This window comes from Microbacterium sp. LWH12-1.2 (assembly GCF_040675825.1).
In the GTDB taxonomy this organism is placed as follows: Bacteria; Actinomycetota; Actinomycetes; order Actinomycetales; family Microbacteriaceae; genus Microbacterium.
The window spans coordinates 3391339-3417910 of sequence record NZ_JBEGIJ010000001.1 but is presented as its reverse complement, the minus strand read 5'-3'; the positions used below and the strand labels follow the sequence as shown (position 1 = coordinate 3417910).

At 68.0% G+C, this 26572-nt stretch carries 28 protein-coding genes; 14 read left to right on the top strand and 14 right to left on the bottom strand.

Annotated elements, in window-relative coordinates:
- Positions 1–5: 5 nt before the first annotated feature.
- The 4 genes from MRBLWH12_RS16310 to MRBLWH12_RS16295 all read right to left on the bottom strand — a co-directional run bounded on the left by MRBLWH12_RS16310 (position 6) and on the right by MRBLWH12_RS16295 (position 3031).
- The gene (locus tag MRBLWH12_RS16310) at positions 6–1280 is read right to left on the bottom strand and encodes an ABC transporter substrate-binding protein (protein ID WP_363550748.1); all 1275 of its coding nucleotides are present in this window, start codon (positions 1278–1280) and stop codon (positions 6–8) included.
- 119 nt (positions 1281–1399) lie between these two features.
- Entirely contained in the window at positions 1400–1759 is a 360-nt protein-coding gene (locus MRBLWH12_RS16305; protein WP_363550747.1) for a fluoride efflux transporter FluC, read from the bottom strand.
- A complete protein-coding gene (locus MRBLWH12_RS16300; RefSeq protein WP_363550746.1) occupies positions 1756–2139 on the bottom strand; it encodes a CrcB family protein in 384 nt (127 codons plus the stop codon). The genes MRBLWH12_RS16305 and MRBLWH12_RS16300 overlap by 4 nt, the downstream gene beginning before the upstream one ends.
- Positions 2140–2149: 10 nt before the next feature.
- Positions 2150–3031: a LysR family transcriptional regulator gene (locus MRBLWH12_RS16295; RefSeq protein WP_363550744.1), complete on the bottom strand. Its 882-nt coding sequence runs from the start codon at positions 3029–3031 to the stop codon at positions 2150–2152.
- 68 nt (positions 3032–3099) lie between these two features.
- On the opposite strand from MRBLWH12_RS16295, the gene MRBLWH12_RS16290 reads away from it, so the two are divergent.
- Both MRBLWH12_RS16290 and MRBLWH12_RS16285 read left to right on the top strand, forming a co-directional pair.
- Positions 3100–3975: an alkaline phosphatase family protein gene (locus MRBLWH12_RS16290; RefSeq protein WP_363550743.1), complete on the top strand. Its 876-nt coding sequence runs from the start codon at positions 3100–3102 to the stop codon at positions 3973–3975.
- Positions 3972–4817 carry an EamA family transporter gene (locus tag MRBLWH12_RS16285; RefSeq protein WP_363550742.1) on the top strand — a complete coding sequence of 282 codons (846 nt, stop codon included), beginning with the start codon at positions 3972–3974 and terminating at the stop codon, positions 4815–4817. Before MRBLWH12_RS16290 ends, MRBLWH12_RS16285 begins: the two co-directional genes overlap by 4 nt.
- Positions 4818–4973: 156 nt before the next feature.
- Here MRBLWH12_RS16285 and MRBLWH12_RS16280 read toward each other — a convergent pair whose 3' ends face one another.
- Positions 4974–5753 (bottom strand): MerR family transcriptional regulator, encoded by a 780-nt coding sequence (locus MRBLWH12_RS16280; RefSeq protein WP_363550741.1) that lies wholly within the window; start codon positions 5751–5753, stop codon positions 4974–4976.
- Between the two features lie 118 nt (positions 5754–5871).
- Between MRBLWH12_RS16280 and MRBLWH12_RS16275 the strand changes: the two genes are divergently transcribed.
- From MRBLWH12_RS16275 to MRBLWH12_RS16265, 3 genes are all read left to right on the top strand, one after another.
- On the top strand, positions 5872–8358 hold the full coding sequence (locus tag MRBLWH12_RS16275; protein ID WP_363550740.1) for a glycogen/starch/alpha-glucan phosphorylase: 2487 nt from the start codon (positions 5872–5874) through the stop codon (positions 8356–8358).
- A gap of 164 nt (positions 8359–8522) precedes the next feature.
- Positions 8523–9362 (top strand): DUF4097 family beta strand repeat-containing protein, encoded by an 840-nt coding sequence (locus tag MRBLWH12_RS16270; RefSeq protein ID WP_363550739.1) that lies wholly within the window; start codon positions 8523–8525, stop codon positions 9360–9362.
- Complete coding sequence (locus tag MRBLWH12_RS16265; RefSeq protein ID WP_363550738.1) at positions 9359–9985, top strand: PadR family transcriptional regulator; 627 nt, start codon at positions 9359–9361, stop codon at positions 9983–9985. The genes MRBLWH12_RS16270 and MRBLWH12_RS16265 overlap by 4 nt, the downstream gene beginning before the upstream one ends.
- Positions 9986–10130: 145 nt before the next feature.
- On the opposite strand, the gene MRBLWH12_RS16260 is transcribed toward MRBLWH12_RS16265, so the two are convergent.
- Complete coding sequence (locus MRBLWH12_RS16260; protein WP_341976214.1) at positions 10131–10676, bottom strand: universal stress protein; 546 nt, start codon at positions 10674–10676, stop codon at positions 10131–10133.
- A gap of 148 nt (positions 10677–10824) precedes the next feature.
- Between MRBLWH12_RS16260 and MRBLWH12_RS16255 the strand changes: the two genes are divergently transcribed.
- Positions 10825–11010: a DUF3073 domain-containing protein gene (locus MRBLWH12_RS16255; protein ID WP_102193934.1), complete on the top strand. Its 186-nt coding sequence runs from the start codon at positions 10825–10827 to the stop codon at positions 11008–11010.
- Positions 11011–11071: 61 nt separating this feature from the next.
- On the opposite strand, the gene MRBLWH12_RS16250 is transcribed toward MRBLWH12_RS16255, so the two are convergent.
- Genes MRBLWH12_RS16250 through purM form a run of 3 tightly spaced genes read right to left on the bottom strand, consistent with a single transcriptional unit; the run spans position 11072 to position 14970 of the window.
- Positions 11072–12376, bottom strand: a complete 1305-nt coding sequence (locus MRBLWH12_RS16250) for an MFS transporter (protein ID WP_363550737.1) — start codon at positions 12374–12376, stop codon at positions 11072–11074.
- A complete protein-coding gene (purF, locus tag MRBLWH12_RS16245; RefSeq protein WP_341976216.1) occupies positions 12373–13848 on the bottom strand; it encodes an amidophosphoribosyltransferase in 1476 nt (491 codons plus the stop codon). The genes MRBLWH12_RS16250 and purF overlap by 4 nt, the downstream gene beginning before the upstream one ends.
- 6 nt (positions 13849–13854) lie before the next feature.
- A complete protein-coding gene (gene purM, locus MRBLWH12_RS16240) occupies positions 13855–14970 on the bottom strand; it encodes a phosphoribosylformylglycinamidine cyclo-ligase (protein ID WP_341976217.1) in 1116 nt (371 codons plus the stop codon).
- 85 nt (positions 14971–15055) lie between these two features.
- On the opposite strand from purM, the gene MRBLWH12_RS16235 reads away from it, so the two are divergent.
- Positions 15056–15688: a zinc-binding alcohol dehydrogenase gene (locus MRBLWH12_RS16235; RefSeq protein ID WP_341976218.1), complete on the top strand. Its 633-nt coding sequence runs from the start codon at positions 15056–15058 to the stop codon at positions 15686–15688.
- A 6-nt stretch (positions 15689–15694) separates the two neighbouring features.
- Here MRBLWH12_RS16235 and MRBLWH12_RS16230 read toward each other — a convergent pair whose 3' ends face one another.
- Together MRBLWH12_RS16230 and MRBLWH12_RS16225 are read right to left on the bottom strand one after the other, a co-directional pair.
- Positions 15695–16009, bottom strand: a complete 315-nt coding sequence (locus MRBLWH12_RS16230) for a potassium transporter Trk (protein WP_363550736.1) — start codon at positions 16007–16009, stop codon at positions 15695–15697.
- Between the two features lie 185 nt (positions 16010–16194).
- On the bottom strand, positions 16195–16563 hold the full coding sequence (locus MRBLWH12_RS16225; RefSeq protein ID WP_363550735.1) for a sterol carrier family protein: 369 nt from the start codon (positions 16561–16563) through the stop codon (positions 16195–16197).
- A gap of 111 nt (positions 16564–16674) precedes the next feature.
- Between MRBLWH12_RS16225 and MRBLWH12_RS16220 the strand changes: the two genes are divergently transcribed.
- Both MRBLWH12_RS16220 and purD read left to right on the top strand, forming a co-directional pair.
- On the top strand, positions 16675–17346 hold the full coding sequence (locus MRBLWH12_RS16220) for an NUDIX hydrolase (protein ID WP_363550733.1): 672 nt from the start codon (positions 16675–16677) through the stop codon (positions 17344–17346).
- A 238-nt stretch (positions 17347–17584) separates the two neighbouring features.
- Positions 17585–18862, top strand: a complete 1278-nt coding sequence (gene purD / locus MRBLWH12_RS16215; RefSeq protein ID WP_341976222.1) for a phosphoribosylamine--glycine ligase — start codon at positions 17585–17587, stop codon at positions 18860–18862.
- 108 nt (positions 18863–18970) lie between these two features.
- On the opposite strand, the gene MRBLWH12_RS16210 is transcribed toward purD, so the two are convergent.
- From MRBLWH12_RS16210 to MRBLWH12_RS16200, 3 genes are all read right to left on the bottom strand, one after another.
- Complete coding sequence (locus MRBLWH12_RS16210) at positions 18971–19501, bottom strand: GNAT family N-acetyltransferase (RefSeq protein ID WP_363550731.1); 531 nt, start codon at positions 19499–19501, stop codon at positions 18971–18973.
- A gap of 49 nt (positions 19502–19550) precedes the next feature.
- Positions 19551–20978 (bottom strand): DHA2 family efflux MFS transporter permease subunit, encoded by a 1428-nt coding sequence (locus MRBLWH12_RS16205; protein ID WP_341978264.1) that lies wholly within the window; start codon positions 20976–20978, stop codon positions 19551–19553.
- Positions 20979–21229: 251 nt separating this feature from the next.
- On the bottom strand, positions 21230–21778 hold the full coding sequence (locus MRBLWH12_RS16200) for a GNAT family N-acetyltransferase (protein WP_363550730.1): 549 nt from the start codon (positions 21776–21778) through the stop codon (positions 21230–21232).
- Positions 21779–21888: 110 nt separating this feature from the next.
- Here MRBLWH12_RS16200 and MRBLWH12_RS16195 point away from each other — a divergent pair, with 110 nt between their 5' ends.
- The 5 genes from MRBLWH12_RS16195 (at position 21889) to MRBLWH12_RS16175 (ending at position 26569) form a co-directional block, all read left to right on the top strand.
- Complete coding sequence (locus tag MRBLWH12_RS16195) at positions 21889–22767, top strand: phosphoribosylaminoimidazolesuccinocarboxamide synthase (protein WP_363550728.1); 879 nt, start codon at positions 21889–21891, stop codon at positions 22765–22767.
- A gap of 90 nt (positions 22768–22857) precedes the next feature.
- A complete protein-coding gene (locus MRBLWH12_RS16190) occupies positions 22858–23058 on the top strand; it encodes a dodecin family protein (RefSeq protein ID WP_341976228.1) in 201 nt (66 codons plus the stop codon).
- Positions 23059–23162: 104 nt separating this feature from the next.
- Complete coding sequence (locus MRBLWH12_RS16185; protein WP_363550726.1) at positions 23163–24503, top strand: uracil-xanthine permease family protein; 1341 nt, start codon at positions 23163–23165, stop codon at positions 24501–24503.
- A 156-nt stretch (positions 24504–24659) separates the two neighbouring features.
- Positions 24660–25532, top strand: coding sequence for a DUF1266 domain-containing protein (locus MRBLWH12_RS16180; RefSeq protein ID WP_341976230.1), 873 nt, complete (start codon positions 24660–24662; stop codon positions 25530–25532).
- The gene (locus MRBLWH12_RS16175; protein WP_363550724.1) at positions 25505–26569 is read left to right on the top strand and encodes a hypothetical protein; all 1065 of its coding nucleotides are present in this window, start codon (positions 25505–25507) and stop codon (positions 26567–26569) included. The genes MRBLWH12_RS16180 and MRBLWH12_RS16175 overlap by 28 nt, the downstream gene beginning before the upstream one ends.
- Positions 26570–26572 lie beyond the last annotated feature (3 nt).

Genomic DNA, 26572 nt, shown 5'->3' with positions numbered 1-26572 from the left:
TGTCGTTACTCCTGCTCCGCGTCCAGCGCGGCCTGCATCTTCTCGGCGAGGTCCTTGAGTCCGGCCTCAGGGGTGACCGCACCCGACCAGACCTGCGAGAGGATCTCGCTTTCGATGCTCGTCCACGCCGAGGTGTTCTTCGAGACCGGGTACGGGACGGCCGTCTCGAGCGCGTCGATGTAGACCTGCAAGTCGTACTGCGGGAGCGCGTCGACCCAGCCCTGCTGAGTGCCGTTGAAAGCGGGGATCACCGTACCGGTCTCGGCCTGGATCTTCGCCGCTTCCTCACCGCTCGCGAACGCCGCGAACGCCTTCGCCTCGGCCAGGTGCGGGCTCTTCGCGTTGGCGACGTTGCCCACGCCGTGGATCACGCTCTGGTTTCCCTCGGCGCCGGCGGGAAGGGGAGCCACATCGACCTTGTCGGCGATGTCGGCGTTGTCACCGTAGGCGATCGCCGCCCACGAGCCGTTCTGGAACATGGCCACCTTGCCCGAGAGGAAGAAATCCTCCGGGTTCGTGTCGGTCATCTGCTGCGCCGTCGGCGACGATCCGGCCGCGATGAGGTCGGTCCACAGCTCGATGCCGGCGAGAGCCTCCGGCGTGCCGTAGCCCGTCTCGGTGCCATCCGCCGAGACGACCTCGCCGCCGGCCTGGGCGATCGAGTTGTAGAAGTTCTCCTGCCCGTACTGGCTGGCAGCGATGCCGAACTGGCCCTTCGCCGGGTCGGTGAGCTTGCCCGCCGCGGCGGTGAAGTCATCCCAGGTCCAGCCCGCGGTCGGGTACTCGACACCGGCCGCGTCGAAGAGTTCCTTGTTGTACCAGAGGGCGACGGTGTCGAAGTCCTTGGGAGCGCCGAAGAGCTTGCCGTCGTACGTGTAGAGGTCGACCAGACCCTCGGGGTAATCGGCGGTGTCGACGCCGGCGTCGTCGAGAGGCGCGAGCTGGCCGTTCGACGCGTACAGCTGGAAGTTCGGGCCGTTCATCCAGAAGACGTCGGCGGCCGATCCACCGGTAGCTGCGGTCTGCAGCTTGGTGAAGTACTCCTTGTACGGCGTGACCTGGATGTCGATCGTGACGTTCGGGTTCTCCTTGGTGAAAGCGGCGGCGATCTCCTCCATCGCGGGCTTCTGGTTCTCATCCCAGATCGCATAGCTGAGGGTGACGTCGCCGCCCTCGGAGGAGCCTTCACCCCCGGTCGAGGACGAGCATGCGCTGAGCGCGAGGACGGCTGCCGCTGAGGCTGCGAAGGCGCCGAGGGTGCGGCGGGAAAGGCGGGCCATGGGTGTCTCCTTTGACGGGTGCTACGGGTGCGAGGGGGGATCACTCGGGTCTGTGACCGATCGTGTTAAACGATTAGCAAGGAGAGTAGCCCGCGCTGGCGACCTGCGCAAGCGCGGGTTCAGATCAGGGAACCGAGAGCGAGGCCGAGGCCCGCCGCGAGAAGCCCGAGCACGAGCATCCCCACCGCGTTGAAAGCGGATGCCGGGCGCTCGCCGTCGCGCCAGAGGGCGACCGTATCGAGCATCGCCGTGCTGAACGTCGTGTAGCCGCCGAGCAGGCCGGCGCCGAGGAGAAACGCCTGGTCAGGGATAACAGCGGTGACGACACCGAGCGCGAAGGAGCCGGTGAGGTTCACCAGCAGAATCCCCCAGGGGAAGCGCCGCCCTGCCACCTGCGCGACACCGAGATCGACGAGGTAGCGAAGTGTCGCACCGAGGCCTCCGGCGAGCGCGGCGCCGACGAACAGCAACGGACTCATGACGTCGCCTCTGCACGAGGACGTCCGAGTCGCAGCCCGCCCGCCGCCGCAGCGAGGCCGAGCACGAGGGTGCCTCCGGCATAGGCGATCGCGATGAGCGGAGCATCCGCCCACAGCGCCACCGTCCCCGTCATGAACGCGCTATAGGTCGTGAACCCGCCGAGCAGACCGGTGCCGAGGAAGAGCCGCAGTCCGGTCGTGGCGGGAAGCCGAGCAGTGAGGATGCCGATCAGCAGGGCCCCGATGAGGTTCGCCATGAGCACCGCGACCGGGAAACCGCCGGCGTCCGGTACCGCGAGACCCAGCCCGAGTCGGGCCGCCGTTCCCACCGTGCCACCCACGGCGACGAGCAGGACGCGAACGAGGGGGGCAGTGTTCACGCCCGCCACTCTAGCCCGCCGGCCGATCTCGGTACGCCCTGGGTGCGTTCGCCACAGCCTCGAGCGTTCGCCAGATCGATGTCCGCTCCACGCCGGACACGCACACGAGATACTCGGTGACGGTGACCACCGGATCGCTCAGGTCGAGCATCACCAGGCGCGGGTCGTCGAGCATCTCATCTTCTGCGACGATGCCGATGCCCAATCCGGCCGCGACAGCGGCGAGGACGGCCTCTCGCGTATCGGCGACCATGCCGTACGACAGCTCGACCCCTGCGTCCGCGGCTGCTTCCTCCAGCGAGGCCCGTGTGACGCTGCCGCGTTCGCGTCCGATCAGCCGTTCCCCGGCGAGGTCGGCGAGCGCGAGCTTCTTCCCACCGGCCCTCGGGTGATCCGTGCGCACGACAGCCACGAGATCCTGCGCGCGGAGCGCAACGCGGTGCAGCGCCGGATCGTCCGGCACATCGGCCGCGACGCCCGCATCGGCACGACGGCTGCGCACGGCGTCGATCACCGCGGTCGAGTTCCCCGCAGTGACCTCGAACCTGGCGCCCGGATGATCGTGGCGCGCTTCGGCGAGCAACGGCATCAGGTACCCCGGCGCGTCAGCGGCGATCCGGAAGACCTCACCTCCGAGGTGGGCGGCATCGGCGAGGTGGCGCTCCGCGACGTCGGCGAGTTCGAAAAGCGGCCGAGTGATCTCGTGCAGAGCAGCGCCGACCTCGGTGGGAGCGCCCGTACGGCGATCGATGAGCTGCACGTCGCGAGCACGTTCGAGCGCCGCCAGTTGCGCCGAAACGGCCGGCTGGGTGATACCGAGGAACCGCGCAGCGGCCGTGATGCTCCCGGACGCGACGATGGCCTCGAAGACCCGGAGCTGCGCGAGCGACATAAACAAATCTTATGTGCACATAACCTCACTCCGTGGAGTTCTCCGTCGTCGAGTCCTAGTCTGAGCGCATGACGACGATGGGCGGGCACGAGATGACGGCACGGCGGAACCACGTCCTGATCGTCGGGTGGGACGGCGTCCGCGATGACACCCTCCGCGCGGCGCGCACTCCACATCTCGACGAGATCGCCGCTGACGGATTCCTCGCCACCGTGCGCGTGCACGAGAAGAACCCGACGATCTCCGGACCTGTGTGGTCGACGATGGCCACGGGTGTCTACCGCGATCTCCACGGAGTGCACGACAACGACTTCCACGCGAACGCCTTCGACCGGTATCCCGACGTGCTCACCCAGGTCCGCGCCGCGCAGCCCGGCGCCACGACGTTCGCCGCCGGCGCGTGGGCGCCGCTCGTAGAAGAAGCATCGGGCGGACCGCTCTTCGCCGGAGGCGGTTACCGACCAGGGCTGCCCGAGCGATCCGAGGACGGCCCCCTCGAGACTGTCGCGGCCATGGACGAGGCCGTCATCTCGCGAGTCGCGCGGGAACTGCGCCACCGCGACCACTCCGTCGTCTTCGCCTACGCGGCACTCCCGGACATCGTCGGTCATACCGAGGGTGTGACGGAGCGCTACCGCGTCTCGGTCGAGACCTGCGACGAGCAGCTCGGCGTGCTCATGGCAGCGATCGACGCGCGCCCGACTGGCGGACAGGAGGACTGGACGATCATCGTCCTCACCGATCATGGGCACCGCGACGAGGGCGACCACGGCGGCGACAGCGACGAGGAGCGCCTGGCATGGATCGCCGCGCGCGGACCCGGAATCGACAGGGCACCCGTCGGAGTCGATCACGCCGACGTGGTGCCGCACGTGCTCCAGACCCTCGGGCTGGGCGTGCGTGAAGACCTTCCCGGGCGGCCGTTCGGTGCACGTCCGGTATGAGCACGGTCGTGCTCGTCGCCCTGCTCGGCTCGGCGGTCATGCACGCGACATGGAACGCGATGGCGAAGGCGATCACGGATCGGCTCGTCTCGTCCTCGCTGATCGGATGCGTGTACTTCGTGATCGGCGCCATCGGCGTGTTCGTGCTTCCCGCGCCGCACGCCGCAGCCTGGCCGGCCCTGATCGTCTCGGCGCTCCTGCAGACCGCGTACCTCATTCTGCTCACCGCGGTGTACTCGCACCTCGACCTGGGTGTCGCCTACCCGTTCACGCGCGGACTGGCCGTTCTCGGCGTGACGGTGCTTTCGGTGCTGGTGCTCGGGGAACGGCTGAGCACCGTGCAGTACGCGGGCGTCGCGATCGTCATCACCGCTCTGTTCGCGCTGACGCTCGGCCGACGACGACGCTGGCCACGCAGCGGATTGCTCCTGGCCATCGCGGTGGGCGCGTGCGTGACCACGTACTCGTTCGTCGACGGCGTCGGCGTGCGCGCCTCCGGAACACCGCTGGGCTACGCGGCCTGGCTTTTCCTGCTGCAGGGCGCCGCCGTTCCGTTGTGCGCCCTGGCACTGTCACGCGACCGACGGAGGCATCTCGTCGCACTCGGCGAGAACGCGCGGATCGGGATCGTCAGCGGGATACTGTCTCTCGCCGCCTACACGATCGTCCTCTGGGCCCAGGCTGAGGCTCCGCTCGCACTCGTCTCTGCGCTGCGCGAGACCGGGGTGATCGCCGCAGCCCTCATCGGCATACTCGTGTTCAAGGAAAGGCCCGGCCCCATCGGCGTCGCCGCGGCCGTGGCAGCGACGGCCGGGATCATCGCCGTTCGCGTCGGATCGTAGGTTCTGCACCTGTCAGATCCGGCCTCGCGCTGCCCACGAGCACCGATCGCAGCGCACGGCCGCGTTTCGTCTCATCGCTGCGCTCGTCGCTCAACGACCGGGTGCCGACAGCCCCCGGTCGTTGAGCGAGCGAAGCGAGACGAAACGTCCCGCCGACTACAGGTTGGCCTCCGCGTAGATGCGGAGCGCGTCACGGACGAACTCGGCACCCTGGGTGCCGCCGTCCGCCGTCGCGTAGTTCGCGCCGAAGCGCGGATCGGCGACGTACATCTCGCCGAGACCGATCACGTACGCCTTCGCGTCGCCTCCGGGCACGGCGGCCGGGGTGCCAGGGACGTCCGTCAGCCACTCGACGTGGCGACGTGCGACGTCCTGGGCGTCGGCGGATGCCGGATCGATGCCGCTCTCCGCGGCGGCGATCCAGTCGCGTCCGAGGTCGGACACGCGCTGCTGCCATGCGGTGCGCTCGGCATCCGTCATCCCGCGCCACCAGGGGTCGCTGTCGGCGTAGGCCTTCTTGCCCCAGCGCTCTTCGACCTCGTCCTTGTACTGGGTGTGGTCGAAACCGTCGAACATGTTCTCTGCCATGAGGGTTTCACCTCCTTTCAATGCGTTGATTGTGGATTCGACCGACACGATCTGCCGCGTCAGCCGGTTCTGCTCCTCGCGCAGGAGCGCGAGGTGGGTCTCGAGCGCGGATGCCTCACTGCGCTCCTTCTCGAGCACTTCGCGCACCTGCGGCAGACCCAGGCCGAGTTCGCGCAGCAGCAGAATCCTCTGCAGCCGCACGAGGGCATGTTCGTCGTAGTGCCGATACCCGTTGCGCGCGATCCGCGACGGCGCGAGCAGCCCGATGTCGTCGTAGTGACGCAGCGTGCGGCTCGTGGTGCCCGCGAGGCGGGCGATCTCCTGGATCGACCAGTCGCGCCTGTCCATGGCATCCTCCTTCCGTGTCGATATCTCCACCGTAGAAGTTGCCGCTACGTCAATGTCAAGCGCGAACTCTTCACGACTTGTTGATGCGCGCGATACACCCGCTCGCTACCGTCGATACGTGCCAGAGAACCGCGATGCCACCCACCCGCTCGCCCTTGCCCCCGTCACCGCTCCACCGAGCACGGTGGACGGGTTCGTGCAGGAGTTCCTGCGCAACCTCAACTTCCACTGCGGGGTCGCCCTCTCGGCATCCAGCCCGAACGATCGCTATCTCGCGCTTGCCTACACCGTTCGCGACTACCTGATGGCGCGCTGGCTCGAAGACCTGCGCCGCCAGAAGGAGGCACCGTCCAAGAGCGTCTGCTATCTCTCCGCCGAGTACCTCCTGGGGCGCCAGCTCGACAACAATCTGCTGGCGAGCGGTCTGACCGAGATCGCGGCAGAGGCGCTCGCCGCCTGCGGGATCGAGCTCGACGACCTGCGCGCGCAGGAGGTCGAGCCCGGCCTCGGCAACGGCGGCCTCGGTCGTCTTGCCGCGTGCTTCATCGACTCCCTCGCGACCATGGGCGTGCCGAACATCGGCTACGGCATCCGCTACGAGTACGGCATCTTCCGACAGACCTTCATCGACGGCCAGCAGGTCGAGCAGCCGGATGCCTGGCTGACGATGGGCTCCCCCTGGGAGTTCCCGCACCCGGAGGCCGCGCAGACCATCTCGTTCGGCGGTCGCACGGAGCAGTTCGACGACGGCGGCGTGATGCGCAGTCGGTGGATCCCGGCGTGGAACGTGCAGGCGGTGCCCTACAACTACATGGTTCCCGGATTCCAGAACGGGCGCGTGAACACGCTGCGACTCTGGAGCGCGGTCGCCACGGATGCCTTCGACCTGCGCATCTTCAACTCCGGCGACTACGAGGAGGCCGTGCGCGCGCAGACGTACGCCGCAACCATCTCGAAAGTGCTGTACCCCGAGGACTCGACCCCGCAGGGGAAGGAGCTGCGGCTGCAGCAGCAGTACTTCTTCGTCGCAGCATCCATCCACGACTTCCTCGACACCATGATCGCCGACGATTTCGACCTGACGGAGCTGCCTGGGCGGGTGATCTTCCAGCTCAACGACACCCATCCCGTGATCGCGGTGCCCGAGTTCATGCGGGTGCTCGTCGACGAGAAGGGAATGGCGTGGGATGCCGCATGGCAGATCACCCGGCAGTGCTTCGCCTACACCTGTCACACGCTGCTGCCGGAGGCGCTCGAGGTGTGGTCGGTCGAGCTGCTGGGCCGGCTGCTCCCCCGCCACCTGGAGATCATCTACCGCATCAACGAGGAGTTCCTCGCGGCGGTGCGCGAGCGCTTCGGTGACGACGAGATGCGCATCCGCAATATGTCGATCATCGCCGAGCATCCTGAGCGCTCGGTCCGGATGGCGTACCTCGCGACGGTCGCCGGCGCGCAGGTGAACGGCGTCGCCGAGCTGCACTCCCAGCTGCTGCGAGACAACGTGCTGCCCGACTTCAACGAGTTCTACCCCGGCAAGTTCACCAACGTCACGAACGGGGTCACCCCGCGACGGTTCCTGCGTCTGGCGAATCCAGAGCTCTCCGACCTCATCACGGCCGCGATCGGCGACGGCTGGGTCACCGACCTCGAGCGGCTCCGCGACCTCGAGCCGTTCGCAGCGGATGCCGAGTTCCGCACCGCGTTCGCCGGGGTGAAGGCGGCGAACAAGCGCCGCCTGAGCGAGGTCCTTCTGGAGCGGGACGGCTTCGAGGTCAGCGACGGGCACATGCTCGACGTGATGGTGAAGCGGCTGCACGAGTACAAGCGGCAGATGCTCAAGGTGCTGCACATCGTCAGCGCCTACGAGGGCGTCGTGTCGGGGCGGGTGGCCGTCGGCGAGATTCAGCCGCGCACGTTCATCTTCGGCGCGAAGGCCGCCCCCGGCTACGCGATGGCGAAGCGGATCATCCACCTCATCAATGCGGTCGGCGCTGTCGTCAACACCGATCCTCGCCTCGAGGGGCGGCTGAAGGTGATCTTCCCGCCCAACTACAACGTCACCCTCGCCGAGCGGGTCATCCCCGCCGCCGACCTCTCCGAGCAGATCTCACTCGCCGGCAAGGAGGCATCCGGAACCGGAAACATGAAGTTCGCGCTCAACGGGGCTCTCACGATCGGCACCGACGACGGCGCGAACGTCGAGATCCGCGAACTCGTCGGCGACGAGAACTTCTTCCTGTTCGGGATGAGCGAGCCAGAGGTGGAGGCGCTCGCCGTGCGCGGGTACCGCCCCAGCGAGTTCTACCAGGCCGATGAGGGGCTGCGCCGGGCGATCGACCTGATCGCCTCCGGCACCTTCTCCAGCGGCGATCGGTCGGTCTTCGAGCCGATCGTGTCGAATCTGCTCTACGACGACCGCTTCATGGTGCTCGCCGACTACTCCGCGTACATCGCGGCGCAGGCCAGGGTGGATGCCGCCTACGCCGACCAGGATGCCTGGACGCGCTCGGCCATCCTCAACGTCGCCCGCTGCGGCTATTTCTCCTCCGACCGGTCGATCCGCGACTACATCGACCGCATCTGGCACACGCCGCCGGCGTTCTGAGGCGCGCTCCTGTCAGCGTTCAAAGAGCGCAAACGGCTGCATTTTGCCCGCGGATGCAGCCGTTTGCGCTCTTTGAACGGAACAGGGCTTGACAGACTCGCGATATATCGTGTTACTGTGATGACACGCGATATATCGCGAATCCCCAGACACAGGAGAAGGACATGACCGAGAAGTGGCTCATCGCCCCCGGCGAAGAACGCGTCATCGACATCGAATCCGTGACGCGCCTCAAGGTGGGCCTCGTCGGCGGACAGATCGACATCATCGCCCACGACGAGCCGGGCATCCGCATCGAGGTGCACGGCGTCACCATCAAGGACCTCCGCGTGGAGTCCCACGGCGGCGAGGTCGAGATCGACCACCCGCAGCTGGGCTGGGACAACTTCCTCGAGGTCTTCCGCAACTTCGGCTCGGGCGGACCGCGCGCCGAGGTGAGCGTCGCCGTTCCGCGCGCGATCGCCCTCAACATGGGCGTCGTCAGCGCGGGGGCGCTCGTCTCCGGCATCAGCAACGACGCCCGCCTCAGCACCGTCTCCGGCGACATCATCGTCGACACGCTCATCGGCGATCTGACGGTGAACTCGGTCTCCGGCGACGTGCAGGTACGCGGCCTCACCGGCTCGCTCAGCGCCAACAGCGTCTCCGGCGATGTGGCTGTCACCGGCGCCGTGCGCAAGGCGACGATCGACACCGTCTCCGGCGCTGCCCTGGTGGACGCCGTGGGAGACGTGAACACGATCAACCTGAACACGGTCGCCGGATCCAGCACCGTCCGCCTCGACGAGACGCTGCCCGCGAATTACGTCGCGCGCTCGATGAGCGGCCGGATCCTGATCGACGGGATCGAGCGCAACTCCTCCGGTCCGAGCAACTACACGGGCTCGACCGGAGAACTCGCCGGACGCTTCGTCGACGTGCGCGCCAACTCGGTGTCGGGTTCCATCACCGTGCTGCGCCGCGCCACGGCATCCGTCGCCGACGACGCGGAGTGGGAATCATGAGCCCCGCAGTCTTCTCGCACGGCGATCTGCGCCTGTACCTGTTGTCGCTGCTCGCCGAGGCGCCGCAGCACGGGTACGGCATCATCCAGGCTCTCACCGATCGCACCGGCGGCACCTACACGCCCAGCGCCGGCACCATCTATCCGCGGCTCGCGAAGCTCGAGGAAGAAGGCCTGGTGACGAAGACCGTCGACGGCCGCACCACGATCTATTCCATCACGGAAGCCGGTCGCGCAGAGCTCGCCTCCCGCGAAGGGGACCTGGCCGGCATCGAGTCCGGCCTCGCGGACTCGGTGCGGCTGATCGCCAACGAGGTGCGCCAGAGCGTGCAGGATGCGATGAAGAGCCTCCGTGCCGACCTCGCATCGGCCGAGCGCGACGAGCGGAGCGCAGCGAAGGCCCGCCCGCGGACACCGGCGGGCGACGCCCGGGTTTCCAGTCGCGAAGAGCTGCACCGGGCGGATGCTCTGATCAATGCCTTCCGTGCACAGGTGCGCACCGACCTGCGCACGCATGTCGCTCGGGGCGGCGAACTGCCGGCATCCATCGTCACCGACCTCGAGGGCGCCCTGGATACCGCTGCCCGCGGCATCACCGTCGGGCTCAACTCACTGGGCCGCTGACCGCTGACCGCTGACCGCTGACCGCGCAACCCTCACCCGTTCGTTGAGCGAGGAGCGCAGCGACGAGACGAAACGCGTCACTCCGCACTCGACATCGGAGTGACGCGTTTCGTCGCGCTGCGCTCGCTCGACAACCGGCTCCGGCCTAGGACTCCGGCCAGATCTCCTTCTGGTCGTCCGGCACGGATTCGCCGAGCGGGACCACAAGAATCGAACGATGCTGCCGATGCGCGAGGCGCGCGGCGACGGACCCGGTGAAGAACTCTCTGATCGATTCACCGATACCGCGCTTGCGTGTGCCCACGACGATCAACTGAGCATCGACCTTACCCGCGAGCTGCTTGATCGCCAGCGCCGGGTCACCGACGAGTTGCCGCGCCGTCCAGGTGAGGCCGGTGCGGTCGAGGATCTCCCCCGCTTCGGCCTGCACAGCGTCGAACTCGGCCTCACCCGCATCGAGGTTGAGATCGATGGGCGCGGAGTGCACGTAGCCGTCTGGATCCTCGTAGGTGACGAAACGGGTGACGTCGACGTGGACGACGATGAGCGGCGCGTTCAGCAATCGGGCATAGCGGGCGGCCTCATCAAGCACATGCCGGGCCTGGCCCGGTTGCATCCCGACGATCACCGCTTTCTGCAATGCGACGTTCTGTGCGGCTTCGTCGGATGGAGTGGAGGTGTTGTCTGACATGAGAATCGTTCCCTTCACCTGCCTGGCAGCGGCCAGAGGCCCTTACGCGCGTGCTATTCTGAATGCTACTCTTACCGGCCGCACGCCGGTGCCGTGAATGCGTCGGGCCCGAGTTTGCCCGCACCTCAACTCGTGAAGGGGGTCGCGCATGGGCCGTGGCCGTCAGAAGGCGAAACACACCAAGATCGCCCGCGAACTCAAGTCGTACAGTCCGTCGGTGAACTACTCGGCGCTGGAGCGCGAGCTTGCGCATCCGAGCGACGAGAACGAGTACGTCGACAAGTGGGCAGATCAATACGAAGACGAAGACGAGGACGAACTCGAGAAGGCGTAACCGCCGACTCATTCCTCGGTCTCCCCCGCGCTTTGCGCGGGGGATTCTTCGTATCAGCCGGTCACCAGCGACCGTGCCGGCGTTCCCACTCGTCCTCGATCGTGCGACGGCGCCCGGCGATATAGCCGGCCGGCAGCGAGACGATGAGCACTCCGGCCATCACGATCAACGGCACCTGCCACCCACCGGTGACCTCGTGCAGCATGCCGATCAGCAGCGGGAAGACCGCCGCGATCGCGTAGCCGATGCTCTGCACGAACCCGCTCAGCGCGACAGCGCTCTCCGGGGTGCGCGCGCGGATGCTCAGCAGCACCAGACTCAACGGGAACATGATCGCCGACAGTCCGTAGATCATCACCCACACGGCGAGCGCCAGGGTCGGCACGAAGAGCAGACCCGCGAGACCGACGAGTCCCGCGCCGGCCGCGAAGAAGAAGAGCGGCCGCGTCGCCTGGAAGCGCACCACCAGGATCGGCACGACCATCGAGCACGGAAGCGCGACCAGCGCGAACAACGAGAGCAGGAACCCGGCCGTCGCCGGCGTCACGCCGCCGACGTCGACCAGCAGGGTCGGCAACCATGCGAACGACACGTACGCGGTCGTGGAGGAGGCGCCGAAGACGATGGCGAGCGCCCACGCCAGCGGTAGCCGCCAGAGCCGCCCGAAGATCCGAGGGTTGGCCGGCGAGACGGCGATCGGTCCGGTGGCGACCTCGACGGCATCCGGCGCGAAGGGGCGCGCGATCTGGTCCGACTCCTCGACGACGGGCGGGGCGACCACCACGTCGGCCTTTCCTTGCACCAGCAGCGTCAGCCACGGGATCAGGGCGAGCGCGGCGCAGACGCCCCACATCCCCAGTGATACCCGCCAGCCCAGCGTGTCGGCCACCGGGACCGCGAGCATCGGCGGCAGGAAGGTGGAGACGGCCATCGTGGTGGAGTACAGCGTCATCATGACGCCGAGCCGGTCGGGGAAGTACTTCTTGACCAGCGGCGGCAGCAGCACGTTGCCCGACCCGACTCCCGCGAACACGACCACCGTCGCACCGAGCAGGGTGGTGGCATCGACCGCGAAGCCGCGCAGCAGGAGACCTGCAGCCATCACGGCGATGGCCGCGACGGCGACCCGCTCCAGTCCGAAGCGACGCTCGAGCAGCGGGGTGATCAGCCCGAAGATCGCGAAGCACACCGGCGGTGCCGCACCGATCAGCCCGATGACGACCGACGAAAGCGCGAAGTCACGATCGATGTGATCGACCACGGGCGACAACGAGGCGACGGCCGAGCGCAGCGAGAACGCGACCAGCAAGATGCCCAGCAGCGCGAGCGCCCGGCCCTGCCACAGCGGCCGAGTGCTCGACGTCATGACGTCTGCGACCCCTCGACCCACGCCAGATACTCGTCGGTGACGGTGCCGGTGACATAGTGACCGTCGAAGCAACTCATATCGAGCTCGGTCACCGCCGACCCCTCGGTGATCGCGGCCTTCAGGTCGTCGACCTCCTGGTAGACGAGATGGTCGCAGCCGAGTTCCTCGGCGATCTCCGGGATGGTGCGCCCATGCGCGATGAGTTCGTGACGCGACGGCATGTTGATGCCGTAAACGTGCGGATGCCGCACCGGCGGCGCCGCCGAAGCGAAGGTCACCGAGATCGCCCCGGCATCCCGTGCCATCTGGATGATCTGCTTGCTCGTCGTGCCGCGCACGATCGAGTCGTCGATGAGCAGCACGTTCTTGCCCTGGAACTCCGTCGACATCGCATTGAGCTTCTGACGGACGCTCTTCTTGCGCACTGCCTGGCCGGGCATGATGAAGGTTCGTCCGACGTAGCGGTTCTTGTAGAAGCCTTCGCGGTACTCGATCCCGAGCTTGCGCGCGACCTCCATCGCTGCGGGGCGCGACGAGTCGGGGATCGGCATGACGACGTCGATCTTGTCCATCGGCACGTGCTTGGCGATCGTGTCGGCGAGCCGGTCGCCCATCCGCAGCCGCGACTCGTAGACCGAGATGCCGTTCATCACCGAGTCAGGGCGGGCGAGGTAGACGTACTCGAACGCGCAGGGCGTGAGCCGGGGATCCGTCGCGCACTGTTTGCTGTGCAGCTCGCCCTCGCTGGTGATGAACACCGCTTCGCCGGGCTCGATCTCGCGGACGACCTCGTAGTCGGCGTTCTCCAGCACGAGCGACTCACTCGCGACGACCCACTCGTCGCCCTTCGGGTTGCCGTCCTGGTCGCGTCCGATGCGGTGACCGAGGATGAGCGGGCGGATGCCGAAGGGATCGCGGAACGCGAGCAGACCGTATCCGGCGATCACCGCGATCACCGCGTAGGCGCCTTCGATGCGCTCCTGCGTGCGCGCCACGGCCTCGAAGACGCGCTCGGGCTCGAGGTCGACGGCCGAGGTCGTCGACTGCAGTTCGCCGGCCAGGACGTTCAGCAGCAGCTCGGTGTCGCTCGACGAGTTCAGATGGCGACGGTCGCGCTGTGCCATGTCGGCGGTGAGCTCACGGGTGTTGGTGAGGTTGCCGTTGTGGATGAGGATGATGCCGTACGGCGCGTTCACGTAGAACGGCTGCATCTCCTCTTCGCTCGAGGCGGTTCCCTTGGTGGCGTAACGCACATGGCCCAGGCCCACATTGCCGAGAAGCGCACGCATGTCGCGGGTGCGGAACGCCTCACGCACCATCCCCTGCGCTTTGGCGTTGTGCATGATGCCGTTCGGCTCTGCCGTGGCGATGCCCGTCGCATCCTGGCCGCGATGCTGCAGCAGCAGGAGTGCGTCGTAGATGTCCTGATTGACCGGGGCTGTCCCCACCATTCCGACGATGCCGCACATGGGGTGTTATTTCGCTCCGTCCGCGTACGCGCCGACAAGGCGCACCGCTCCGCCGTCGACGCCCTTGGCGCCCTGTTCGAATTCTCCTGCCGGCCGCGCGCCGAAGCCCACGGTTCCGACCTGCCACGCAGGCATGCCCTCTGCGGACAGCGCCGCGATCGCGGCATCCTTCTTGTCTGCGGCGATGACCGCGAGGAAGCCGATGCCGAGATTCCAGGTGCCCTCGGCCGACTCGAGAGTGGAGCCGGCGATGTCGCTGAGCACCCGGAACACCGGGCTCGGCGACCAGGAGTTGCGGTCGACCTCGGCCCAGCTGCCCTGCGGGAGCACGCGCGCGAGGTTCGCCGCGATTCCGCCGCCGGTGACGTGGCTGAGAGCGTGGACGCCGCCGCCGAGCGTCTCGATCAGGCGCAGTAGGGGAAGCGTGTAGAGGCGCGTGGGCTCGAGAAGCGCCTCGCCCCAGGTCGTGCCGAGATCGGCAGCGTTGTCGCCGTAGCCGATACCTGCGCGCGTGACGATGTGGCGCACGAGGGAGAAGCCGTTGGAGTGCAGACCGCTGGAGGCGACCGCGATGACGGCGTCGCCGTCGCGCACACGATCCGCGCCGAGGATGGCATCGGCCTCGACCACGCCCGTCGCAGCTCCCGCCACGTCGTAGTCACGCGGCCCGAGGAGGCCGGGGTGCTCGGCGGTCTCACCACCGACGAGGGCGGTTCCCGTCGCGGAGCAGGCCTGCGCGATGCCGCGGACGATGTCGGCGATGCGCTCTGGCACGACCTTGCCGCAGGCGATGTAGTCGGTCATGAACAGGGGCTTCGCCCCCACCACGACGATGTCATCGACGACCATGCCGACCAGATCCTGGCCGATGGTGTCGTGCTTGTCGATGGCCTGCGCGATCGCGACCTTCGTGCCGACGCCGTCGGTGCTGCTGGCGAGCAACGGGCGCCGATAGCCGAGAAGCGCACTGGCGTCGAAGAGTCCGGCGAATCCGCCGACGCCTCCGAGCACTTCGGGGCCGTGCGTCGCGCGCACGGACGACTTCATCAGCTCGACGGCCAGATCGCCTGCAGCGGTGTCGACACCTGCTGCGGCGTACGTGTTAGTGGGGGAGTCTGCCACCCGTCAAGCCTACCGCCCGCACGGGGGGCGGCACTCCGCCGAAAGATCCTCGAACGCCAGGTCCGGACGCGCCTACGATGGGGCCATGGCCGACAAGCCGCAGTGGCTGATCCGAGAGGACGCGAGCGTCCCTGTGCTCCTCGCGCTCGCACTCCGGCAGACGCTCGGCGTGCGCCTTCCGGAAGATCTGCCCAGTCTTCGCGAGCTGCCGGTCCGCGCGCCGGACGCGGCGGATGCCTCACCTGAAGTCGAGGCCCAATGGCGCGAGTACTGGGACATGACGGTCGAACCGCGCGCGCATCCCTCCGGCGTACCGCTCGAACTCGTCGACGGTTTCGAGACGCTGGTCGCCCTGCCGGCGACGGGCGCCGAGGAGCTCCGCGCGGCGATCGCGCCGCATGCGGCATCCGCTCTGCAGTTCGCGCGAGGAGCGCACGACCGCTACGTGCGTTCGATTCGGAGCACGACGAGCGGCAGAGCCGGCATCAGTCATCCCGGCGGCGACTCGTACCGTGCCTACGCGAGTGCGATCGCCGAATTCGAACGCGACATCGGGCGCCGTGCGCACTCGTTCGAACTGAACGTGCAAGTGCTGCCGTTCTCGCAACGCGGCATCTGGTGGATCGGTGCGCTCACCGTGGCCGTCACCGACGGCATGCGTCGCGACATCGTCGCCTTCGACGCGGCGATCCGTCCGATCATCGCCGAGCTGGCGTGAGTCCGATCAGTCGGACTCGGTGATCGTCTCGCGGTCGACCAGGGCGACGCGATCATGGCGGCGGGCCACCCGCTCGAGGATCAGCGCGACGACCCCGCCGAGGGCGATGCCGATCGGGACCGTCCACAGCAGGGCGAACCCGAACACCTGGCTCGGCGGGTAGACGACATCGAGGGCGACGGACTGCTCGTAACTGCCCGTCACGGTGATGATGCCGGCTGCGATGATGCCGAGCACGACGCCGATTCCCATGAACACGCCGTACCGCGGCACACGGCGCACCGTCACTTCGACGGTCTGGTGAGAATCGGTGGGGGCCATGGAACCATTGTCCCACCGTTCGCCGGTAACGGTACCTCGGCCTGCGCTCGCGCGGGATCACTCTTTCGGCTCGAAGTGCGGAATGTCGGCGAGATCGGCCGATCGGAGCCGGCATCCATGATCCCGAGCCGACAAACTGGTCGGACGGCGGGCGGGCGGATGGCGCGGCGGGGCGAATCCCGGGACTACGGCCGCACCGGCAGCACGTCGCTGAGGTCGGCGCGGATGCCGGAGGCGCTGATGCGCCCCGAGGCTGCGGCGTCAGCCCAGGGCTCGGAGCCTGTCGCGACGGCGATCCAGGTCGCGGCATCCATCTCCACCACGTTCGGCGGCGTGCCGCGCGTGTGCCGGGGACCCTGGATGACCTGCACCGCGCCGAACGGAGGAACGCGCACCTCGACGCTGTTGCCCGGGGCCTTCTCGTCGAGCAGCTGCAGCAGATAGCGGACGGCGGTCGCGAGCGCCGCTCGCGGTGGCTTCACTCCTGAAGCATCCGCGAGGTGCACCGTTTCGAGGGCTGCTCGCCCCTCGCCGGTGTCGATCCTCTTGGCCATCAGTCGGTCGTCCCTTCCCGCGCGCTGCGTCCTGTCGATCCGCCGAGCCTACCTCCGGCATCCTGATCCGCCACCGGACCAGTCCATCCCCGTGCGGATTAGGCTCGGACCATGAGCACGCCGCATCCCGAGGGGGCCCGCGCCCAGTTGCTCGCCGCGACCTCGGACTACGACTGGACGGGCCGGTTTCCGCAGCTCGCTGACACGGATGCAGCCAACGACGCGGCCGTGCTCATCCTGTTCGGCGTGCTCGACGGCATCCCGGCCCCGCACTCCGACACCGCGGTGGCAAAAGATCTCGATGTGCTGCTGCAGCGCCGCGCTTCGACCCTGTCCTCGCACCCGGGACAGGTCTCGTTCCCTGGTGGACGCCGCGATCCGGGCGATGCCGACGCGATCGCCACCGCCTTGCGCGAGGCTCAGGAGGAGACCGGGCTCGACCCGGCCGGTGTCGAGGTGCTCACGCCGCTTCCGGTGATCCCGCTCGCGGTCAGCAACCACCGGGTGACGCCCGTGCTCGCATGGTGGCGCATGCCCTCCCGCGTCGCAGCCGTCGATCACGCCGAGACCGTCGACGTGTTCCGGGTGCCGGTGGCCCAACTGCTCGACCCGGCGACGCGGTACACCTCGGTGCGACAGCACGGCGACCTCACCTTTCGCGCCCCGGCCTTCGACGTCGACGGCACGATCGTCTGGGGCTTCACGGCGATGGTGCTCGACGGGATCTTCGAGGCCGCGGGATGGACCGTGCCCTGGGACGTCGCTGATGAGCGTCCGATCTGAGGCGTGACGCGTTCATAACTCAGGAAGAACCTGACCGACACAACGCAGAGCGGCCCGGATGGGGCTCGAAGGCCCGAAGTTTCCTGAATTGCGAACCGGTGACCGGCGGCCGCGCGTGCCACAACTCCGGAGAAACACCGCGCGGCGGGCGCCTTGGCCCCGAATCCGGCTCATGGGCCGCCCGCTCTCCGGAGTTATGGACGGAAACCCCGGCTGACCCCCTCGGTAGGCTGTACAGGTGAAGATCCTCGTCCTCGGTTCCGGTGCCCGTGAGCACGCGATCATCCTCGCCCTGCGAGCAGAGCAGGCTGAGCACGACATTCTCGTCTCGCCCGGCAATGCCGGCATCGCGCAGGATGCGACCCCCGTCAACGTCGACCCGCTCGACGGCGGCGCGGTGACCGCGTTCGCGAACGAGCACGCCGTCGACCTCGTGGTGATCGGTCCCGAAGCGCCTCTCGTGGCGGGCGTCGCCGACGCGCTGCGCGCCCACGGCATCCCGGTCTTCGGTCCGGGCAAGGCCGCCGCGCAGCTGGAGGGCTCGAAGTCCTTCGCGAAGCGGGTGATGGATGCTGCCGGCGTGCCGACCGGACGCGCCGTGCGCGCCGCCACCGCGTCAGAAGTCGAGGCCGCATTCGATGACCTCGGCGCCCCCTACGTCGTGAAGGCCGACGGACTCGCCGCAGGCAAGGGCGTCATCGTCACCTCCGACCGCGCCGAAGCGCTCGCGCATGCCGCGCATTATCTGCCGGCCGGGCCCCTGCTCATCGAGGAGTTCCTCTCCGGCCCCGAGGTGTCGCTCTTCTTCCTCAGCGACGGCGACACCGTACGGGCGCTCAGCCCGGCGCAGGACTTCAAGCGAGCGCTCGACGGCGACGCCGGTCCCAACACCGGCGGCATGGGCGCATACTCCCCCCTGCCCTGGCTGGCCGAGCAGTTCGGCAGCGAGCAGGAGTTCGTCGACGAGATCACCCGCGATGTCGCGCTTCCGGTCATCCGCCAATTGGATGCCGAGGGCACGCCGTTCATCGGTCTGCTGTACGCCGGACTGATCCTCACCCCTGCCGGGGTACGGGTCATCGAGTTCAACGCGCGCTTCGGCGATCCCGAGACGCAGGTGGTGCTTCCCCGCCTGGTCACACCCCTGTCAGAGCTGCTGTTCGCCGCCGCATCCGGCACCCTCGAAGACCAGCCCGACCCCGTCTTCAGCGACGACGTCGCGATCACCGTGGTTCTCGCCAGCGAGGGTTACCCTGAGGCGCCGCAGACCGGCCGCCCGATCGAAGGGCTGGCGGATGCCGCTGCCGTCGACGGCGTCCGCATCGTGCATGCCGCGACCGCGGGCCCCGATGCTCCTGGCGGCTCGCTCGTCGCGACCGGCGGTCGTGTGCTGAACGTCGTCGCCGTGGCATCCGACTTCCGCACCGCGCGCGAACGCGCCTACGACGCGATCGGCCGTATCGAGCTCGAGGGCTCGCACTTCCGCACCGACATCGCCGCCCGCGTCGCCGAGTAGCGCCGAGCGCTACCACTGACGACCAGCTGGTTCCCGTCGCAAAAAAGCACGGTTCCCGTGCGGAATACCGGGCTCTTTCGCGACGGGAGGGCGTGGAGCCGGTCTCCGCTACAGCTCGATCCAGTACCGACGCAGCAGCGCGTGCCCGCGCGCCGATTGGTCGGTGACGTCCTGCAGAACGCCGCCGGCACGCTCGATGGTGCGAGAGGATCCGACGTTGTCGTCATCGCACGTCAGCAGCACGCGCTCGAGGCCGACCTCCCTGGCACGGTCGAGGCTCAGCGCAAGCGCCGCGGATGCGTACCCCTGGCGACGACGGGATTCCCGGACGGCGTAGCCGATGTGGCCGCCGACCTCGCTGAGATAGTCGTTCAGCGCGTGCCGGAACGACAGCGTGCCGATGACCTCGTGGTCATCGACAATCCAGTACATGTCGTCGCGCACGAACCCCTCAGGCAGCTCCGCGTCCGGGTCGGCGAACAGTGCGGCCTTGGCGATGAGCGCGTCGAGTGTCGCCCGGTCCGGCGTCACCGGAGCCGTCAGCCCCGAGCCGTCGATGTGCGATTCGCCGAACTCGGCCATGGCCGAAGACCAGCTGTCGAACAGTTCGGTAGTGGGGCGCATGAGTGCGATCGTCATCGGTCCAGCCCAGCAGACGGATGCGGCGAACGCAAAACGACGCGGGCGTCTAGCGGAGGTCGACCGCGGAAGACGGTTTGCCGCGCAGGAAGAGCACCGCGACGACCCCGAACAGGATGAGCACCGCCGGCATGAGCATCGTCTGCGCCATCGCATCGGCGAACGGCGCGGCGACCGCCGGCGGCAGCGACCCGCCGCCCATGCCACCCGGCGCATCTCCTGCGCCCGGAAGGTTCGCCTCGATGCGGCTCTGCATGAACGCGGCGATCGCGGCGGAGCCGAGCACCGAGCCGACGGTCCTGGTGGTGTTGTAGATGCCGGCGCCGGCGCCGGCCTGGAGCCGAGGCAGGTTGCGTGTCGCCGTGGTGGCCAGCGGCCCCCACATTCCGGCGTTCCCGATCCCGAGGATCGCCGACGGCACGAGCAGCCATGCGGTATCGACCTCGGTGTTCATCAGGAAGGCGAACAGGAACAGCGCGGCGGAGACGAGCAGCAGTCCGGGCACGAGCATGATGCGAGGGTCGATCCGATCGAGCACCTTCCCGGCGAACGGCGAGAGCACGCCGGCGGCCACGGCCATCGGGATCATCAGCAGCGCCGCCTCGGTGGGCGTGAGCCCCCGGGCCAGCTGCAGGAAGAACATCAACGGCAGCGACATGCTCGTCACGGTGAAGCCGACGGTCGCGATGGCGACGTTCGACCAGGAGAAGTTGCGGTCGCGGAACAGCGCCATCGGCACCAGCGGTTCGTTCTTGGTGCGCGCCTGGTACCAGAGGAAGAACGTGAGCACCACGACACCCGCCGCGATGAGACCCCACACCGAGATCGGCCCCCAGATCATGCCCCAGTCGTGAGCCTCGCCCTCCTGCAGCCCGAAGACGATGAGGAACAGCGCGACCGCACTGAGAAAGACCCCGGGAATGTCGAAGCGGTGCGGATGCGTCTCGAGCTTCGGCACCAGCAACAGAGCGAGCACGAAACCCAGGATGCCGATGGGGAGGTTCACGAAGAAGATCGCCTCCCACCCGAATGCGTCGACCAGCAGTCCACCGGCCAGCGGCCCGACGAGCATCGCCACGCCGGATGTGCCGCCCCACAGTCCCATCGCCGCACCTCGGCGGTCGGGCGGGAACGTGCGGGTGATCACAGCCATCGTCTGCGGGGTCATGCAGGCCGCACCAAGCCCCTGCGCCGCGCGCGCGATGATGAGGCCCTCGAGCGTCGTCGACAGCCCGCACCACAGCGACGCGAGCGTGAAGACGGCGAGGCCGATCAGGTAGATGTTCTTCGGCCCGAAGCGGTCGCCGAGCCGCCCGGTGATCAGCAGCGGCACCGCGTAGGCGAGCAGATAGGCGCTGGTGACCCAGACGACGTTGTCGAGATTGTTCGTGTCCGGATCGAGTGCGGCCTTGATCGCCGGATTCGCCACCGACACGATCGTCGTGTCGACGAGGATCATGAAGAAGCCGATCACCATCGCCCAGAGCGCCGGCCAGGGGCTGCGCGGTTGCAGGATCGAACCGGTCGTGGTGCGCTCAGGGGAAGTCACGGCGCAACGCTACACCCGGGATCCGACATGCGGACGGCATCCCTCCCCCGCGTGCGCAGGTGATATCGAGACCCACACCTGCCGCCGAGACCCACGCTCACAGACGTGGGTCTCGGCGCCGAGTGTGGGTCTCGGCGAACCGCAGGACGACATCCAGGGATCGCTCCCGCACCGGGTCGCTACCGGAGCGTCGCTGCGAGCTGCTCCGCGGTCAGGTCCCGGTCGGCGTAGACGAGCCGCATCACCGAAGGGTCAGGGTTCCCTGCATCCGGCCCGCGGTGCACCAGATGCAGCCCGAGCTTCTCAGCTACTCGAGCGGAGGCGTGATTGTGCTCGACGAGGAAGGCGATCACCGGGCGGTCGGGACGAATCGCCCGCGCGCGCTCGATGGCGGCGCCGGCGATCTCGGTCGCATAGCCGTGACCGTGATGATCGGCCGCGATCCGGTAGCCCACGTTCCACACTTCGCCGCCCAGCAGCGTGCACCCGCCGTTTCCGATCACGTCGCCGGTACTCCGCAGCCGCACCACCGACGATCCCAGCCCGGCCTCGTTCCAGCTGCGCTCCCAGCGCTCCATCATCGCCACGGTCGTGGCGAGCTCCCTGTGCCGCAGGCTCGGGAAGTGCGTCCACACTCTGGGATCCGCGTTGATCGTGTGAACGGCATCCAGATCCGCGGGACTCGGGCGAGACAAGCGCAGGCGCGGGGTGAGCAGGTCGTCGGACACCGTTCCAGGGTAGGCAGTCCCGACGACATCCGGATGCTCGTCGACGCAGTCCGCGCCCGGTATCCGGCCCCACCGCAGAGCGACACCGGCCGAACCGCGATAATGGCAGGGTGAGCACTCCTTCTGAAGGCACGGCACAGAGCGTCCCCGGCTGGCGGCACATCTACTCCGGCAAGGTCCGCGACCTGTTCGCGTCGGCGGATGCTGCGGACACCCGCATCCTCGTCGTCGCCAGCGATCGGGTGAGCGCCTTCGATTTCGTACTTTCACCGGGTATCCCGGAGAAAGGCGCGCTGCTCACGCGGCTCAGCCGCTGGTGGTTCGCCCAGCTCTCCGACGTGCCCAATCACCTCGCCGAGGGCGAGATCCCGGCGTCCGTGGCCGACCGGGCCATGCTCGCGCAGTCGCTCGAAATGCTGCCCATCGAATGCGTGGTGCGCGGGTACATCACCGGCTCGGGGTGGGCCGAGTATCAGGAGAGCGGCACCGTGTGCGGCATTCCGCTGCCGGCGGGGCTGCAGAACGGCGACCGACTGCCGGAACCGCTGTTCACCCCGGCGTACAAGGCCCCGATGGGCGAGCACGACGAGAACATCACCTTCGAGCAGACGGTCGAGCTGGTCGGCGCCGAACGCGCTGCCGAGCTGCGCGATACGTCGCTGGCGATCTACGCGCGGGCCGCAGCCATCGCCGAGGAGAAGGGTCTGATCCTCGCCGACACGAAGTTCGAGTTCGGGACGGATGCCGACGGCACGCTGCGCCTCGCCGACGAGGTGCTCACGAGCGACTCGTCCCGGTACTGGGATGCCGAATCCTGGCGTGCGGGCTCGACTCCGAACGAGCGCATGGCGAGCTTCGACAAGCAGATCGTCCGCGACTGGCTGGCGGCCAACTGGGACAAGCAGGGCGAGCCGCCGCTGCTTCCGAAGGACATCGTCGCCCGCACCGCAGACCGATACCGCGAGCTGATCGACCGCCTGGGGGCCTGACGCTTCTCCGACAGGATCGGCGCTGCCTCTTGCGCATGCCGCGGAACACGCGTTGCATGGGAGGTCCACAGGCCGTCAAGGAGGATCGCCATGTCCGTTGCACGCGTTACCACCATCACCGCCCGCTCGACAGAGAGCTTCGAGGATGCCGTCCGGCTCGGGATCGCGAGGTCGAGCGAGACTCTTCGCAACGTCAGCGGCGCCTGGGTCAAAGAGCACAAGGTCGGCGTCAGCGACGGCGCGATCACCGAGTGGCAGGTGACGCTCGAGGTCACCTTCGTCCTCGACTGACGTCCGGCGTCGGGCCCCGTCCGCACGTGCGATCGGGCGCACGAGCTCATCGACGGCGAGCCGATAGTGTTTCCCCAGTTCTACCCTGACCCTGAGGAGCACGCATGCCGCTGTGGAACCTGCACGGAGACGGTCGCACCGTCGAACCCGGTGCCGTCGTCCGACCCGATGAGCGTCTGAACTGGCCCGCCACGATCGCGATCGGCGTGCAGCACGTCGTCGCGATGTTCGGCGCGACCTTCCTGGTTCCGATCCTCACCGGGTTCCCCGTCTCGACGACACTGCTGTTCTCCGGCCTGGGGACCTTGCTGTTCCTGCTGCTGACCCGCAACCGTCTGCCCAGCTACCTCGGCTCCTCTTTCGCCTTCATCGCCCCGATCACGGCGCTCAATGCAGGTCAGGCCCTCGAGTCCGCCGAACAGATCACGCAGGCGCTACTCGGTGTCGTCGCCGCCGGTGTGCTGCTCGCACTCGTCGGATTCCTCGTACAGGCGGTCGGCACCGGCTGGATCGACCGGCTCATGCCGCCGGTGGTGGCCGGCTCCATCGTCGCTCTGATCGGCTTCAACCTCGCTCCGGCCGCATGGAACAACTTCCAGCAGCAGCCGGAGCTCGCGACCGTGACGCTGACAGCCGTGGTTCTCTTCAGCGTGCTGTTCCGCGGGTTCCTCGGGCGCATCTCGATCTTCCTCGGCGTCATCGTCGGGTACATCGTCGCGCTCTTCACCGGTCAGGTGAAGTTCGACGGCGTCGCCGAGGCGGCCTGGGTCGGACTGCCCGACTTCCACCTCGCCGCGGTCGGCGATCCGGTCGCCTGGGGTCTGGTACCGATGTTCCTGCCCGTCGTACTCGTGCTCATCGCCGAGAACGTCGGACACGTGCGCGGTGTCGCGACCATGACGAACGACCCGTCGATCAACAAGCACACCGGCCGCGCCCTCCTTGCCGACGGCCTGGCGACCACTCTCGCGGGTGGCTTCGGCGGATCGGGAACGACGACCTACGGAGAGAACATCGGCGTGATGGCGGCGACTCGCGTCTACTCGACCGCCGCGTACTGGGTCGCCGGCGTCGTCGCGATCCTGCTCGCGTTCTCGCCGAAGGTCGGCGTCATCTTCAACACGATCCCCGCCGGTGTTCTCGGTGGCGTCACCACGGCGCTCTACGGCCTGATCGGCGTCATCGGCATCAAGATCTGGGTCGACAACCGCGTCGACTTCTCACGCCCGGTGAACCAGTACACCGTGGCCGTGTCGTTCGTCATCGCGATCGCCGGCTTCGCGATGAGCTGGGGCAGCTTCCAGCTCGGCGCGATCGTGCTCGGCACGGTCGCGGCTCTGCTCATCTACCACCTGGGCAACGCGATCGCCCGGTGGCGCAAGAGCGGCGCCGATGACGGCGGCCCGATTCCGGCTGTCGGTCCGCTGGGCGGCGACCCCGCTTAACGGGAGCAGCTGTGGGATCCGGATGCGTCGTCAGGAGCATCCGGATCCACTCGTTCCGATCTCCGAACTTCCGCAACGCACTCACTGCCGTATAGATTTATCGCTGAATGCTCATTCAGCCTATGAAGAGCACCGGATCCCCCTTCAGGAGCGCCCATGCACCCCTCTGCCCGCGTCGACCTCAACGACCTCGGCTCGATCATCGGCTGGCTCATCGGACAGTGGTGGGTCTGGGCGATCGTCGGCGTCGTGGTGCTGTTCTTCCTCGTGGTGTGGATCCTGCCGGACGCCAAGGTGAAGGCATCCGAGCAGTACTCGACGACCGACACCGAGGCCAACGAGATCGCGCTCGGATTCCTGCAGATCACCAACATGCCATCCGGTCCGTGGAACGATCCGACGGCCTCCGACCTCGGTGACCGCGAGAAAGCGGCCCTCGTCGCCCAGTGGGGCGTGGCCACCCGCGAGGACTGGCTGGAGAACATCGAGCGCTTGACGACGGTGCGCCGCCGCCGCGAGATGTGGACCCTCTACCTCGCCGTGCGCGCGACGGCGGCCGAGCGACTGGGACGCACGCCGAAGGCGAAGGAATGGCTCGCCGCCATCGTCGAGGAGGGCGGCGACAAGCGCGACGCCCGCTCCTTCGTCACGGCGATCGAGTACATCGAGCAGGAAGTGCGCAAGCGCGTCGGGAAGGACATCGTCACCCCCGGCCTCTTCGTGAAAACCCTCGACGGCTACGCCATCGGGCAAGCCGTCGCGATGACCACCTGGGGAGTCGCCCTCGGTCACGGTGACGTCGCCGAGGCGCGGTCGATCATCCACCGCATCAACAGCGAGTCCCGAGGAGCCTTCTCGTCGTGGGCGGACTTCGGCCTCAGCTACATCGCCGGCCGTGTCATGCACTGGAGCGACGGAGATGTCGACGAGAAGTCGTTCGAGAAGTTCGGCGACGGCTGGTCGGACTTCAAGGCGGCCGGCACCGAGAAGCGCAACGGTCCGTGGGCGACGCTGTCGTGGAGCCGGTAGCCGTCGATCTGGACCCGCTGCGACGCAGCGCCGGATTCCGCGACATCCTCGCGTACGAGCGCATCTGCGGCACGCCGCTGTACCGGCGCTTCGTCGTCATCCTCATCGCGGTGCTGCTGTTCGCGGCGGCCATGCTCGCCGGGCTCTGGTGGCTCGGTCGCAACGATGTGCTCGCCGTCGCCCCGGTCCTCGGGGCATTCGTCGTCGTCTACCCGCTTCTCGCCGCCGTCGGCTTCATCTGGTACGCCATCGACCTGAGCCGCCGGGTGAAGGTCGCCGCCTTCGCGTGGCAGAACGGCTGGGCCTATGCCGACAGCCTCGAGCGCACTCGACGCCCCGGCGCCGCGTTCGCTCGCGTCGCACGCGGACGGGAACGAGCGGTCGTGGCGTGCGAAGATCCGCGGATGCCGTTCGAGCTCGGCAGGCACTTCTCGATCGCACGCGGTCAGGAAGCCGCGACGATTCAGCGACCGTTCGCCTTCATCGAGCTGCCGCTGCCCACCGCGGTGCCGCACATCGTGCTGGCGAATCGGAAGCGCAGCATCATCCCGACGCTGGGCCTCGGCCGAGGAGCCGCGCGAATGGAACTCGAGGGGGAGTTCGCGAAGATCTTCCGCCTCATCGTCCCGCAGGGGTATCAACAGGACGCGCTCTACATCTTCACCCCTGATCTGATGGCCCGGGTGCTCGACCTCGGCTCGGCCACCGAGATCGAACTCGTCTCCGATCGGCTCTACGTGTATCTGCCGAACAGCACGAGATTCGATCGCCCCGAAACGATGACGGCCGCGCTCGTCCTCGCCGAAGAGTTCCACCGGCGCTTCGCCGCCCGCACCGAGCTGTACCGCGACGACAGCGCGGGTGCACTCGCGGCCCATGCGGGGGTCTCGGTCGGACTGCGCGGTCAGCGGCTCGCCGGTCGCGGCATCTCTGTGATCGCGATCGCCGGCACCGCGGGAGTGCTCCTGCTCTCCGCAGGGATGACCGCGTTCACGTTCTTCGGCGGCGATGTGCTGCGGGTGCTGGGCGTCGGCTGACGC